Origin of the sequence: Streptomyces sp. SM18, from assembly GCF_002910775.2 — a bacterium.
Taxonomy (GTDB): domain Bacteria; phylum Actinomycetota; class Actinomycetes; order Streptomycetales; family Streptomycetaceae; genus Streptomyces; species Streptomyces halstedii.
The window spans coordinates 7,201,032-7,214,246 of record NZ_CP029342.1 but is presented as its reverse complement, the minus strand read 5'-3'; the positions used below and the strand labels follow the sequence as shown (position 1 = coordinate 7,214,246).

The following is a 13,215-nucleotide window of genomic DNA, read 5'->3' as shown; positions in this document are numbered from 1 at the left end:
GCCGGACCCGGGAGGTCCGGCCCTGAGACTGTCCGGAACCGTTGAACACCGTACGGACACTCACCGGTACGCCGGAACGTACGCCCACGCCCTTGTGCCGGTCGGGGACCCGCGTGAGACGCGGCCTCAGCCCGCCGGTGCGTCCGTGCCCGTGGCGCCGGGGCCCTCTTCTTCCTCCCGCCTCCCGCCGATGTGCTCCGCGATCCGGACCGTGAGGCCGTAGTCGATCTCCGTGCCGTCCACCAGGAGTGCCTCCACGGTGTGCGTCGCCGGATCGATGTCCGCCTCCACGCCCTCGCCCGTGTAGCGGGGGTAGCCCGACTCGCCGGTGTCGCCGGTGGCCTCGACGACCGCCGAGCGCAGGGCCGTGTCCGGGTCGGGCGTCCTGGTGTCCGCCTCGTGTTCCGGGACCAGCAGGATCTCGTAGCTCTGCGGATGGCTCATGGTGCCGACGCTAGACATCCGGCGCCGCCCGCGCACGTCGTGGGCGGGACACCCGGCGCCTCCCGCGCGGCGTGAGGTGACCGGCGCGTCAGCCGGACTCACGCGCCACGGTCCTGGCCCGCAGCAGATCATGGCGCTCCGGTGCCCCGCCGGGGTTCCTGACCAGCCGGTCGATCATCTCGGCCGGGGGCTGCGCGGTGGCCAGTTCCATGCTGACGCTGCTGAGCCGGGGCCTCAGCAGCCGGCCGAGCATCAGGTCTCCGGCGCCGACCACCGCGGTCTCGGCGGGCACCTCGACGCCCGCGTCCTGAAGGGCCCGCATCAGCAGCATCGCGTACTCGTCGTCGTAGGCGAAGACGGAGTCCAGTCCCAAGGTCCGCCAGCGGGCGGCGAGTCCGGCGGCCGATGTCTCCTCGTAGCGCAGCGGCAGCCGCCGGACGCGGGCGCCGGCGCACGCCTCGGCGGCCTGGAGCGCCCCCGCCAGGCGGGGTTCGGAGAAGAGCGCGAGACCGGGTTCCTGGGGCATGACCACCCCGATACGGCGGCGGCCACGGGCGAGCAGGTGCCGTACGGCGCTGCCGCCGACCACCCGTTGGTCGAGGACCAGGGCGTGGGCGCCCTCCACCGGTTGCGGGCCGAGCGTGATCACCGCCTTGGCGCCGGACCGCGTCAGCATGCCTATGCCGTGCGGGGTGAGCGGGACACCGGCGGGTGCGACGACGGCGACCGGCCGGAGTTCGGCCCAGGCCCTGACGGCCTCGTCGGGGTCGAGTCCGGCGCTGCCGTACTGCACGACGGTGTAGTCCAGGCGGCGCAGATCCGACTGGAGGTCGGTGAAGAAGCGCCGCTGGAGGAGGCCGGCCGGGAGGCGCGTGGCGGGCAGCAGCACCATCCTGCTGTGCCCGGCCCGCAGGCTGCGGGCCGCCGCGTGCGGGACGTAACCGAGGTCGAACGCCGCCGCTCTGACGCGGCGTCGGGTGGCGTCGCTGATCCGCACGGTGGTGTTGTCGTTCAGTACGTAGGACACGGTGGCCCGGGAGACCCCGGCGGCCCGTGCCACGTCGGCGCTGGTCGGGACGGAGGTGCGAGCGGACTGCTCGGGTAACTGGCTCATGGCTTCCGGAAGTCTTCCAGACCCGGGGGGCAGGGTCGTGGACCGGGGCCACCGGTGCCGGACCCCGACCCTCACGCTGAAGTCGAGGTCGACGGTTTTCTCTCCGGGACGGGGGACAGCGGGTCCGGACGCGCCCCGGCACCAGGAATCCCGGCCCCGCTCCACGGCCGCCGGACCACCCGCTCTACGGTGTTGCGATGACGATTCACCACCAGGACCACAGCAGCGACAGCTCCACCGACTTCCCCGGCCGGACCGGCCCCGCGGCCACCGTCGAGGCCGACCCGCTCGACGTGGGCCCCGTCCGCACCTCGTACGCCCCCGACCGCGACGGTGACCCCGACCCCGGGGAGATCGTGTGGACCTGGGTGCCGTTCGAGGAGAACGACGGGCGGGGCAAGGACCGGCCGGTGCTGGTCGTGGCCCGGGAGGGATCGGGCACGGTCCTCGCGGTGCAGTTGTCGAGCAAGCAGCACGACCGGGACCACGAGTGGGTGTCACTCGGGGCCGGCCCGTGGGACAGCTCGGGGCGGCCCTCCTGGGTGGACCTGGACCGGGTGCTGCGGGTGCACGAGAACGGCATGCGCCGTGAGGCCTGTGCGCTGGACCGGGGCCGTTTCGATCTGGTGGTGGTACGCCTGCGGGAGCGCTACGGCTGGAACTGAGCGGCGAACACCCGGGTGAACACGTCCCGGACGGGGAACCGGGGGCCGCGCTCCAGGATGCCGAAGACGACCTGCTCGAAGTGGCCGGCGAACCGGCCCCGGCCGGTCAGCAGGGTGTGGAAGGCCCCGGCCACCTCGGCCGGGTCGTTCCGGAACACCCCGCACCCCCAGGCACCCAGCACCAGCCGGCGGTAGCCGCATACCGCGGCGACTTCGAGGACCCGCTCGGCCCGGCTCGCGAGCGCCGCGGGGACGAGGTGCGCGCGCTCCGGTTCGCGGGCGCGGACGACCCCGGCGTTCGGTGCGGGCGAGGTGAGGAATCCCGCGGTGAAGGGGGCGTCCAGGAGGCGGCCCCGGTCGTCGCGGAAGACCGGCACACCGGGCGAGTGGATGACACGGTCGCTGTACAGGGCGTCGCGTTCGGCACGGTGGTGGGCGTAGTACTCAGGTGCCCGCAGCAGGGTGGCGTAGAGCGCCGAGCCGCGGCACAGCGCCTCTTCCTGGGCCTGCGCGCCGTTGAGGTAGCCGCCGCCGGGGTTGCGGGCGGAGGCGTAGGTGAGCACCGCCACCGCGCCGGGTGAGGCGGCCGTCATCCGCCGCGCCGCCCGCAGACTGCTCTCGCCGGTGACCTCGAAGACCGGGGTGCGGTCGGTGTCCAGGACCGCGACGTCCACCGGCTCCGGGCCGTACAGCCGGGTGCCGGAGAGCGCGGCGGACAGCGCGCGTGCGATCGACACCTCACGCCCGTCGGCGGTGCGGTAGCGCCCGGCCGCGACGACGTCCTCCGTCTCGCGCGCGATCCCGCGCAGTCGTGCGCTCATCGGCGCTCCCCCGTGTGGTGCATACGGGGCATGCTGGACGTCCGCGCGGCATGGACGCAAGGGGTTTTCCGTCGTCCGGGGGCACCCTTGTGCGAACTCCCGTTACGGGTTTGGGTGGTAGGGACGCACCCGAAGAGGAGGCCCCAGCATGCCCCTGGACACTCCCGGCGCGCGCGGTCCGGCCGTCGAGGCCGAGCCCCTCGGCGAGAACGAGGCGGAGGACCGGCTGCGCGGCATATGTTTCAAGACGGGACCGCCCCGGACCGTCGGTGTGGAGCTCGAATGGCTCATCCACGACCGTGAGCGTCCCGAGGTCGCCGTCTCCCACGAGCGTCTGACCGCCGCCGCCGAAGCCGTGCGCGCGACCCCGCTGGACTCGGCCCTGACGTTCGAGCCGGGCGGGCAGCTGGAGCTCAGTTCCCGGCCCGCCGGATCCCTGACGGCCTGCGTCGACGCCGTCGCCGCCGATCTGGCCGCCGTACGCGCCGTCCTCGACCGGTCGGGACTCGAACCGGTCGGCCTCGGTGTGGACCCGCGCCACCCGCCCCGCAGACTGCTCCAGGAGCCGCGTTACACCGCCATGGAGGCGGCGCTCGACCGTTCGGGGAGCGCGGGCCGGGCCATGATGTGCACCTCCGCCTCCGTCCAGGTCTGTGTGGACGCCGGCGAGGAGGAACCGGGCCCGCTGGGGTACGGGCGGCGCTGGCAGCTGGCGCATCTGCTGGGCGCGGTGCTCGTGGCCGCGTTCGCCAACTCGCCGTACCGGCAAGGGGTGCGCACCGGCTGGCGGTCCACCCGGCAGGCGTTGTGGGACGCGCTCGACCCGGCCAGGACGCTGGCCCCGGCGGGCCGCGGGTCGCCCCGGGACGCCTGGACGGCCCATGTGCTGGACACCTCGGTCATGTGCGTCCGCAGCGACGACGGCACGCCCTGGGGCGTCCCCGAGGGGCTGACCTTCCGGGACTGGATCCGCGGGGGCTCGCCCCGGCCGCCGGTCCTGGCCGATCTCGACTATCACGTGACGACGCTGTTCCCGCCGGTGCGCCCGCGCGGCCACCTGGAACTGCGCATGATCGACGCCCAGTCGGGACCTGACGGCTGGCTGGTGCCACTGGCCGTCACCACTGCTCTCTTCGACGACCCGGAGGCGGCCGAGACCGTGTACCGCACCGTGAAGCCCCTGGCCGAGACAGCGGGCCCGTCTCCGGCGCCCCGCAATCCGTTATGGAGGACCGCAGCCCGCGACGGGCTCGCCGATCCCGAGCTGGCCGCCGCCGCCACGGTGTGTTTCGCCGCGGCCGCGCGGGCGCTGCCCCGGCTCGGCGCGAGCGGCCCGGTCCGCGACGCCGTGGCCGCCTTCACCGACCGGTACGTGGCACGGGGCCGCTGCCCCGCGGACGACCTGCCCGACCCGGCCTCGGCCCGGCACGGAAGGGGCACCGGCCGATGACCGACACCGCGCCCGGTCTCCCCCACGGCCGAGAGCTGGACGCCGAGGTCCTGCGTGAGCGTGCCCTCGCGGCGCTGGTCGCCGCCCGCGAGCGCACCGCCCTGCTCACCGACAGCGTCGACGACCACGACCTCACCGCCCAGCACTCCCCGCTGATGTCGCCCCTGGTGTGGGACCTGGCGCACATCGGGAACCAGGAGGAGCTGTGGCTGCTGCGGGCCGTGGGCGGACGGGAGGCGATGCGCCCGGAGATCGACGGGCTGTACGACGCGTTCGAGCACTCCCGCGCCAGCCGGCCCTCGCTCCCCCTGCTGCCGCCCGCCGAGGCACGGGCGTACGCCGCCGAGGTGCGCGGCCGGGCGCTGGACATCCTCGACGGCGCGCCGCTGCACGGGGCGGGCCGCCCGCTGGAACGGGCCGGCTTCGCCTTCGGCATGATCGCCCAGCACGAGCAGCAGCACGACGAGACGATGCTGATCACCCATCAGCTGCGCGCGGGTCCGGCGGTGCTCGGCGCCCCGGAACCGCCCCGCCCGGCGGAAGCGGCCCCGCTTCCGGCCGCCGAAGTCCTGGTCGAGGGCGGCCCGTTCACCATGGGGACGTCCACCGAGCCCTGGTCGCTGGACAACGAACGCCCCGCGCACCGCCGGGAGGTGGACAGTTTCTTCATCGACACCGCTCCGGTGACCTGCGGCGCCTATCTGCGGTTCGTCGAGGACGGCGGCTACGGCGACCCGCGCTGGTGGGAGCCCGCGGGCTGGGCGATGGTCCGTGAACACGAGCTGTCCGCACCGCTGTTCTGGTACCAGGACGCCGGGCAGTGGCTGCGGCGGCGGTTCGGGGTGACCGAACCGGTGCCCGCCGACGAGCCGGTGCTGCACGTCAGCTGGTACGAGGCCGACGCGTACGCCCGCTGGGCGGGCAGGCGGCTGCCGACCGAGGCGGAGTGGGAGAAGGCGGCCCGGCACGACCCGGCGTCGGGCCGTTCGCTGCGCTATCCGTGGGGGGACGGCGATCCGACCCCGGACCACGCCAACCTGGGCCAGCGCCATCTGCGTCCGGCGGCCGCGGGGGCGTATCCGGCGGGCCGGGCACCCTCGGGCGCCGGTCAGCTGATCGGTGACGTGTGGGAGTGGACGGCGAGCGACTTCCTGCCCTATCCCGGGTTCGCCGCCTTCCCGTACCGGGAGTACTCGGAGGTGTTCTTCGGGCCGGAGCACAAGGTGCTGCGCGGGGGGTCGTTCGCGGTGGACCCGGTGGCCTGCCGGGGCACGTTCCGCAACTGGGACCTGCCGGTGCGCCGCCAGATCTTCTCCGGCTTCCGGACCGCGAGGGATGCCTGATGTGCCGTCATATCGCTTACCTGGGACCGCCGGTGGCGCTCGGGGAGATACTCACCGTCCCGGCGCACTCGCTCGTACGCCAGTCCTGGGAGCCCCGGCGCCAGCGGTCCGGCACGGTCAACGCGGACGGTTTCGGGGTCGGCTGGTACGCGGACGGGGACCCGGTGCCCGGCCGCTACCGCCGGAGCGGGCCCGTCTGGGGCGACGAGACGTTCGCCGATCTGGCCCGGGTGGTGCGCAGTACCGCACTGCTCGGTGCCGTACGGGACGCCACCCGGGCGGGCGCGGACAGGGAGGCCGCCGCCGCGCCGTTCGCCTCGGGTCCCCTGCTGTTCAGCCACAACGGGGCGGTGGCGGGCTGGCCCGGTTCGCTGGTGCCACTGGCCGGCGCCCTGCCGCCCGAACGGCTGCTCGCCCTCGCGGCGCGCAGTGACTCGGCGCTGGTCTGGGCGCTCGTGCTCCACCGGATCGCCGAGGGGGACGAGATCGCCGAGGCGGTCTCGGGCACGGTGCTAGACATCGCGGGGGCGGCTCCCGGTTCCCGTCTCAATCTGCTGCTCACCGACGGTGCGGTGATCGTGGCGACCGCGTGGGGCGACTCGCTCTGGTACCTCCACGAGCCGGGTCTCCGCACGGTGGTGGCCTCCGAGCCGTACGACGACTCCCCGTCGTGGCACGAGGTCCCCGACCGTACGCTGCTGGCCGCGACCCGCGACGACGTCCTGCTGACCCCGCTCAAGGAGCCCTCCGCGTGAGTCCTTTCCTGCTGACCCGCACCCTGCCCTCGGACGCGACGGACGCGGCGCTGCGCGCCGACGTGCTCGACGGTCTGACCCGGCACCCGAAGTCGCTGCCGCCCAAGTGGTTCTACGACGCCCACGGCAGCGACCTCTTCGAGGAGATCACCCGACTGGAGGAGTACTACCCGACCCGCGCGGAGCGGGAGATCCTGCTCGCCCGCGCCGGTGACATCGCGGCGGCCTCCGGGGCCCGGACCCTGATCGAGCTGGGATCGGGCTCCTCGGAGAAGACCCGGCACCTGCTGGACGCGCTGCCGGGGCTGCACACCTATGTGCCGGTCGACGTCAGCGAGAGCGCCCTGACGGGTGCGGCCCGGTCGTTGCTGGCCGAACGCCCGGGGCTCTCGGTGCACGCGCTGATCGCCGACTTCACGCACACCCTGGAGCTGCCGGACAGTCCGGGGCCCCGGCTGGTGGCGTTCCTGGGCGGGACGCTGGGAAACCTGCTGCCGGGCGAGCGCGCCGAGTTCCTGCGGTCGGTGGGCGCGCGGCTCTCGCCCGGTGACGGTCTGCTGCTGGGCACGGACCTGGTCAAGGACGAGGCGACGCTCGTCGCGGCGTACGACGACGCGGCCGGCGTGACGGCGGCGTTCAACAAGAACGTGCTGTCGGTGGTGGACCGTGAGCTGGGTGCCGACTTCCAGCTCGACGACTTCGAGCACGTGGCCCTGTGGGACGCGGAGCACGAGTGGATCGAGATGCGGCTGCGCGCCCGCCGGGCGCTGACGGTGAAGGTCCGCGAACTGGACCTGGTGGTGCCGTTCGAGGAGGGCGAGGAACTGCGGACGGAGATCTCGGCGAAGTTCCGCGAGGAGGGCGTGCGCGCGGAGCTGGCCGTGGCGGGGCTGCGGCTGGACGAGTGGTGGACGGACCCGGCGGGCCGGTTTGCCCTGTCCTTGTCCACGGTGCGCTGACCCGGTCCTTCGCCCCGTGCGCCGAGGAGGTGTCCGGCCCGCTCCCTCGCGGGGAGCGGGCCGGCCGGGGCGGACCGTGTCAGCCGGTGATGAGCTTGGCCGTGATGCGCTCGGACGCCTCCTTCGCCTCCTTGGCCGGGTCGGCGCCCTCCAGCACCGCCGTCATGTACGGCTTGATCGGGTTGACCGCCTCGACGGCGGCCCAGTGCGGGGAGTTCGGGGTGGCCCGGCCCTGGGCGGCGCCCTCGGCCATCGCCGCGGTCCCCTCCTGCCCGTCGATGACGTGCGCGAGGGAGGGCTTGTTGGGGACGTAGCTCATGGTGCGGGCCAGCTCCTTCTGCCACTTCTCGCCCGCCAGCGCCTTGACGACCTCGATGCCCTCGCCGCGCTCCTTGCTCTTCTCCGGGACGATCAGGTCCGATCCACCGGTGAAGACGGCCCCCGGCTTGTTCGCGGTCTTGCCGGGGATGGGGAAGAAGCCGAGCTTGCCCTTGAGCTCCGGGTTCTTCTGCTCGATGGCCGCGGCGTCGCCGGGTGTGCTGATGATCTGAGCGATGTCGCCCCCGGCGAACACATCGGTCTGCGGGGGCGTCACCTCGTCGGCGTCCTTGGGGCCGTCGCCGTGCTGCTGGAGCTGCTTGTAGAAGTCCATGCCCTTGAGCGCGGCGGGCGTGTCCAGCGCGCCCTGCCAGTCGCCGCCGCTGTCGTCGGCCAGCTCGCCGCCCTCGTCCCAGACGAAGCCGGACAGGACGTACCAGTTCTGCCCGGCGAGGTAGATGCCCTGCTGTCCGGACGTGTTCAGCTTCTCGCTGACGTCCAGCCACTCCTTGCGGGTCTTGGGCGTCTCGGTGATGCCGGCCTGCTCGAAGAGGTCCTTGTTGTAGATGACGACGCGGTTGGCGGCGTACCAGGGGATGCCGTACTGGCCGCCGTTGACGCTGCCGGGCTGGGCCAGGCCGGGCAGCCAGTCCTCGCCGCCGAGGTCCCGCATCGATTCCAGGGTGAGGTCGCGCAGGGCGCCGCTCTGCGCGTACTGGGCGACCTGGGTGTTGCCGACCTCGATGACGTCCGGCGCGTCGTTCCCCTTCAGCACCTCCATGACCTTGGGGCCGATGCCGCCCCACTCCTGGATGACGAACTCCAGTTCGACAGAAGGATGCTCGTCCTCGTACGACGCGGTGAAGCGGTCCAGGAAGTCCTGGGACACGCTGCCCTTCATCAGCCACACCGTCACCTTGTGGCTGTCGCCGCCGAGGCCGGGAAGGTATCCGCAGCCACTCAGCGCGAGGGAGGAAACGAGCACGACGGCTCCGGCCACAATGCGGTTCTTCATGGGGGTCACCTTCTGCGAAACGGCACGACGGAACACAGGACCCGAGTGGGGGGCTGCGGGCGACGCTCGCACGGGTGTGTGGCTGGATTTTGGTATGGACCAATTGAGAGGTCAAGCCCTGATCAGTGGCGGTTCGGCCACCTCGAAGCCTCGCGCGGCGCCGCCGGGTGAGGCACCGTGGAGGGACGAAAGGGGACACGCCATGCCAAACCACACCTACCGGGTCACCGAGATCGTAGGAACCTCCGAGGAAGGCGTCGACGCGGCGATACGCAACGGCGTCGCAAGGGCCTCCGAAACGTTGCACAATCTCGACTGGTTCGAAATTGTACAAGTGCGGGGGCACATCGAGGACGGCCGTATCGCCCACTACCAGGTGGGCCTCAAAGTGGGCTTCCGGCTCGACGGGGACTCCTGACGGAGCCCGTGGCACGGGAGGCTGAACACACAGGATCCCACAGGACCACACAGAACTGACAGGTCAGGACGGCGGAAAGGCAGAGACCATGACGGACACCGACCTCAGTGGGCGCCGTGTGCTGGCGATCGTCACCAACTACGGCGTCGAGCAGGACGAGCTCGTCGTCCCGGTCCGTCACCTGCGGGACGCGGGCGCCACCGTGGACGTGGCGGCCGTCACGGCGGACGCCATCCGCACGCTCGTGGGGGACAAGGACCCCGGCGAGACCGTACGGCCCTCCATGGCGCTGTCCGACGCCGATCCGGCGGGCTACGACCTGCTGCTCGTGCCCGGCGGCACCCTGAACGCCGACACCCTGCGCCTCCAGAGCGACGCCCTGGACATCCTGCGGTCCTTCACGTCCTCCGGCCGGCCCGTCGCGGCGATCTGCCACGGCCCGTGGCTCCTGGTGGAGGCCGGATCCCTCACGGGCAAGACCCTCACCTCGTACGCCTCCCTCCAGACGGACATCCGCAACGCGGGCGGCACCTGGGTGGACAAGCCGGTCGTCGCCGACGACGCGGACGGCTGGCGTCTGATCACCTCACGCGACCCCGGCGACCTCGACGACTTCCTCCGCGAGATCGACACGGCGCTGTCCGCCCGCACCAGCTGAGCTCACGGCGCGGATCCCCTCCGCACCGTGCGGAGGGGATCCGCGCCGCACGGCCGGGGCCGTCAGCCGGTCTGTTCGTCCGGCACCGGGTGTTCGGGGTGGGCCCCGGCCTGGCGCTGCTCGCCGCGCCCCGCCCCCGACTCGTCCAGGTCGGGCAGCCCGTCCGGCCCCTCTCCGGCGTCGGGGGCGTCACCGCTCCGTCGGCCCAGCTCCGGCGGTGCGGGCACGTCGAGCGGGTCCTCGCCTTCCCCCACCTGCTGGTCGGGCAGGTCCCGGGGCAGTGGCGGAGCGGCCTCGTCCGCGCGTGTGGACGCCGTCGTCCCGGGCCGTTGTTCGGTCATGGCGTGCCTCCTGTGGCCCCGCTGTCGTGGTCGTCCGTCGCCTACCCGGCGTCGGAGGGCCAAACGTCTCCCGCCAGGGCGTTCGAGATGCAGGCCGGCCGCGCCGCTGCTTCGCTGGGCGTGACCGCTCCCCACGGATCCAGGAGGGCCCATGAGCGTCGCAGGTGAGTCCGGCGGCCGCGTCCAGCAGATGCGTGCCAAGGCGCAGGAACTGAAGGAAGCCGCGGAGCGGGCGACCGACCCGGAGCAGCGTCGGCGGCTCCAGGACAAGGCCCGGCGCCTGCGGGAGCAGAGCGAGACGGAGAGCGGCATGCGGGACCGGGGCATGGACCCGATGGTGTAGGTCCGGTCCGTCCGCCGCGCACTCTGCCGGTGAGCGCCCGCGACCGACGTGTGCGGGATGATCACCGGCAGAGCCGTGTCCGAACCACCGATCCGTACGGAGCCGTACCGCCCATGACCACCACCGACGACCCGTACGTCCGGGTGCGCGGCGCCCGGGAGCACAATCTGCGCGATGTCGACGTGGACATCCCCCGGGACACTCTCGCCGTCTTCACGGGCGTGTCCGGCTCGGGGAAGTCCTCGCTCGCCTTCGGGACGATCTACGCGGAGGCCCAGCGCCGCTACTTCGAGTCGGTGGCCCCCTACGCCCGGCGGCTGATCCACCAGGTCGGGGCGCCGGACGTCGGGGAGATCACCGGCCTGCCGCCCGCGGTGTCCCTGGAACAGCGCAGGTCGGCGCCCGGTTCACGGTCGTCGGTCGGTACGGTCACCACGCTCTCCAACTCGTTGCGCATGCTGTTCTCCCGCGCCGGTGACTATCCGCCGGGCGTCGGGCGGCTGGACTCCGACTCCTTCTCGCCGAACACGGCGGCGGGTGCCTGCCCGGAGTGTCACGGGCTCGGGCGGATCCATCGTACGACCGAGGAACTGCTCGTCCCCGACCCGTCGTTGTCCGTCCGGGAGGGCGCGATCGCGGCCTGGCCGGGTGCCTGGCAGGGGAAGAACCTGCGCGATGTGCTGGACGCCCTCGGGTACGACGTGGACCGTCCGTGGCGGGAGCTGGCCGCCGAGGACCGGGAGTGGATCCTGTTCACCGACGAGCAGCCGGTGGTGACGGTGCACCCGGTCCGTGAGGCGGGCCGCATCCAGCGCCCGTACCAGGGCACCTACACGAGCGCCCGGCGCTACGTGCTGCACACCTTCGCCGACTCCCGGAGCCGGACGCTGCGGGCCAAGGCGGAGACCTTCCTGACCAGCGAGCCGTGCCCGGTGTGCGGGGGCGGTCGGCTGCGGCCGGAGGCCATGGCGGTCACCTTCGCGGGCCGTACGATCGCCGAGCTCGTCGATCTTCCGCTGGCGTCCCTTGCCGAGCTGCTGCTCGCCGAGGGCGGAAGGAGCGAGACCGCCCGGATGCTCACCGCGGATCTGCTGGCCCGGATCGAGCCGGTCACGGAGCTGGGGCTGGGCTATCTCAGTCTCGGCCGTACGGCGCCGACGCTGTCGTCCGGCGAGTTGCAGCGGCTCCGGCTGGCCACGCAGCTGCGGTCGGGGCTGTTCGGCGTCGTCTATGTGCTGGACGAGCCGTCCGCCGGTCTCCACCCCGCCGACACCGAGTCGCTGCTCACCGTGCTCGGCGGGCTCAGGGAGGCGGGCAACTCGGTGTTCGTGGTGGAGCACCAGGTGGATGTGATGCGGCGGGCGGACTGGCTGGTGGACGTGGGGCCGCTGGCCGGTGAGCACGGGGGCCGGGTGCTGTACAGCGGGCCGCCCGCGGAACTCGCCGGGGTGGCGGAGTCGGCGACCCGGCGGTTCCTCTTCGACGAGGACCCGGTGCCCGCGCGGGAACCACGAACACCGTCGGGGTGGATCCGGCTGCGCGGGGTGGACCGGCACAATGTGCGCGGGGTGGATGCCGACTTCCCGCTCGGGGTGCTGACGGCGGTCACCGGTGTGTCCGGGTCCGGCAAGTCGACCCTGGTGGGCCAGGTGCTGGCCGGCGCTCTGGCGGACCGTCAGGCACCGGAGACGGCGGAGCGGGACCCGGTGCGGGAGACGCGGGACTGCGCCTCGGCGGAAGGGCTGGAGGCGGTGGACCGGCTGGTGCGGGTCGACCAGAAGCCGATCGGCCGTACGCCCCGCTCCAACCTGGCCACGTACACCGGGCTGTTCGACGTCGTACGGAAGCTGTTCGCGGCGACGGACGCGGCGCGGTCCCGCCGCTACCGGGCCGGGCGGTTCTCGTTCAACGTGGCGGGCGGGCGGTGCGAGACGTGCCAGGGCGAGGGGTTCGTCTCGGTGGAGCTTCTCTTCCTGCCCAGTACGTACGCGCCCTGCCCGGACTGCCACGGAGCGCGGTACAACCCGCCGACCCTGGAGGTGACACTCGACGGGCTGAACATCGCGGAGGTACTGGACCTGACGGTGGAGGCGGCGGCCGGGTTCTTCGAGGGGACCCCGGCGGCGGAGCGCCCGCTCCGGGCGCTGCTGGACGTGGGGCTGGGCTATCTGCGGCTGGGCCAGCCGGCGACGGAGCTGTCCGGCGGCGAGGCGCAGCGCATCAAGCTCGCCACGGAGCTCCAGCGCACCCGGCGCGGGCACACCCTCTATCTGCTGGACGAGCCGACGACGGGGCTGCACCCGGCGGATGTGGAGGTGCTGATGCGGCAGTTGCACGGTCTGGTGGACGCGGGTGACACGGTGGTGGTCGTGGAGCACGACATGGCGGTGGTGGCGGGCGCGGACCACGTGATCGACCTGGGGCCGGGCGGTGGTGACCGGGGCGGCCGGATCGTGGCCACGGGGTCTCCCCGCGTGGTGGCGCGGGCGGCGGGGAGCCGGACGGCCCCGTACCTGGCGAAGGCGCTGCGGACGGGCTGACCCGCCGGCCGGGGCGCCGGCCGGCGGGTCA

14 protein-coding genes are annotated in these 13,215 nt (G+C 73.1%); 9 read left to right on the top strand and 5 right to left on the bottom strand.

The genetic code is table 11. The features are described from left to right. Positions 1-126 precede the first annotated feature (126 nt). Together B9S64_RS32055 and B9S64_RS32050 are read right to left on the bottom strand one after the other, a co-directional pair. Entirely contained in the window at positions 127-444 is a 318-nt protein-coding gene (locus tag B9S64_RS32055) for a hypothetical protein (protein ID WP_103488803.1), read from the bottom strand. An 88-nt stretch (positions 445-532) separates the two neighbouring features. Continuing rightward, positions 533-1,558: a LacI family DNA-binding transcriptional regulator gene (locus tag B9S64_RS32050; protein ID WP_103488804.1), complete on the bottom strand. Its 1,026-nt coding sequence runs from the start codon at positions 1,556-1,558 to the stop codon at positions 533-535. Between the two features lie 197 nt (positions 1,559-1,755). Here B9S64_RS32050 and B9S64_RS32045 point away from each other — a divergent pair, with 197 nt between their 5' ends. Then, a complete protein-coding gene (locus B9S64_RS32045; RefSeq protein WP_103488805.1) occupies positions 1,756-2,223 on the top strand; it encodes a type II toxin-antitoxin system PemK/MazF family toxin in 468 nt (155 codons plus the stop codon). Here the strand turns inward: B9S64_RS32045 and B9S64_RS32040 are convergent. After that, positions 2,208-3,044, bottom strand: a complete 837-nt coding sequence (locus tag B9S64_RS32040; protein WP_103488806.1) for a TIGR02452 family protein — start codon at positions 3,042-3,044, stop codon at positions 2,208-2,210. The two genes, B9S64_RS32045 and B9S64_RS32040, sit on opposite strands and share 16 nt — an antisense overlap. Before the next feature lie 148 nt (positions 3,045-3,192). On the opposite strand from B9S64_RS32040, the gene egtA reads away from it, so the two are divergent. Genes egtA through egtD form a run of 4 tightly spaced genes read left to right on the top strand, consistent with a single transcriptional unit; the run spans position 3,193 to position 7,551 of the window. After that, a complete protein-coding gene (gene egtA / locus B9S64_RS32035) occupies positions 3,193-4,494 on the top strand; it encodes an ergothioneine biosynthesis glutamate--cysteine ligase EgtA (RefSeq protein ID WP_103505195.1) in 1,302 nt (433 codons plus the stop codon). Beyond that, positions 4,491-5,837, top strand: coding sequence for an ergothioneine biosynthesis protein EgtB (gene egtB, locus B9S64_RS32030; protein WP_103489783.1), 1,347 nt, complete (start codon positions 4,491-4,493; stop codon positions 5,835-5,837). Before egtA ends, egtB begins: the two co-directional genes overlap by 4 nt. Then, a complete protein-coding gene (gene egtC, locus B9S64_RS32025) occupies positions 5,837-6,592 on the top strand; it encodes an ergothioneine biosynthesis protein EgtC (protein ID WP_103489784.1) in 756 nt (251 codons plus the stop codon). The genes egtB and egtC overlap by 1 nt, the downstream gene beginning before the upstream one ends. Beyond that, the gene (egtD, locus tag B9S64_RS32020; protein WP_103489785.1) at positions 6,589-7,551 is read left to right on the top strand and encodes an L-histidine N(alpha)-methyltransferase; all 963 of its coding nucleotides are present in this window, start codon (positions 6,589-6,591) and stop codon (positions 7,549-7,551) included. The genes egtC and egtD overlap by 4 nt, the downstream gene beginning before the upstream one ends. Positions 7,552-7,630: 79 nt before the next feature. On the opposite strand, the gene B9S64_RS32015 is transcribed toward egtD, so the two are convergent. Beyond that, complete coding sequence (locus B9S64_RS32015; RefSeq protein ID WP_103489786.1) at positions 7,631-8,884, bottom strand: extracellular solute-binding protein; 1,254 nt, start codon at positions 8,882-8,884, stop codon at positions 7,631-7,633. 202 nt (positions 8,885-9,086) lie between these two features. Here B9S64_RS32015 and B9S64_RS32010 point away from each other — a divergent pair, with 202 nt between their 5' ends. Next, complete coding sequence (locus B9S64_RS32010; RefSeq protein WP_037881496.1) at positions 9,087-9,302, top strand: dodecin; 216 nt, start codon at positions 9,087-9,089, stop codon at positions 9,300-9,302. Positions 9,303-9,390: 88 nt separating this feature from the next. Further along, positions 9,391-9,960 carry a type 1 glutamine amidotransferase domain-containing protein gene (locus B9S64_RS32005; protein ID WP_103489787.1) on the top strand — a complete coding sequence of 190 codons (570 nt, stop codon included), beginning with the start codon at positions 9,391-9,393 and terminating at the stop codon, positions 9,958-9,960. Positions 9,961-10,022: 62 nt separating this feature from the next. Here the strand turns inward: B9S64_RS32005 and B9S64_RS32000 are convergent, their stop codons facing one another. Next, positions 10,023-10,301 carry a hypothetical protein gene (locus B9S64_RS32000; protein WP_103489788.1) on the bottom strand — a complete coding sequence of 93 codons (279 nt, stop codon included), beginning with the start codon at positions 10,299-10,301 and terminating at the stop codon, positions 10,023-10,025. A gap of 151 nt (positions 10,302-10,452) precedes the next feature. Between B9S64_RS32000 and B9S64_RS31995 the strand changes: the two genes are divergently transcribed. After that, positions 10,453-10,644 carry a DUF6381 family protein gene (locus B9S64_RS31995; protein WP_103489789.1) on the top strand — a complete coding sequence of 64 codons (192 nt, stop codon included), beginning with the start codon at positions 10,453-10,455 and terminating at the stop codon, positions 10,642-10,644. 113 nt (positions 10,645-10,757) lie between these two features. Further along, positions 10,758-13,184, top strand: a complete 2,427-nt coding sequence (locus tag B9S64_RS31990) for an excinuclease ABC subunit UvrA (RefSeq protein ID WP_103489790.1) — start codon at positions 10,758-10,760, stop codon at positions 13,182-13,184. Positions 13,185-13,215: the final 31 nt, after the last annotated feature.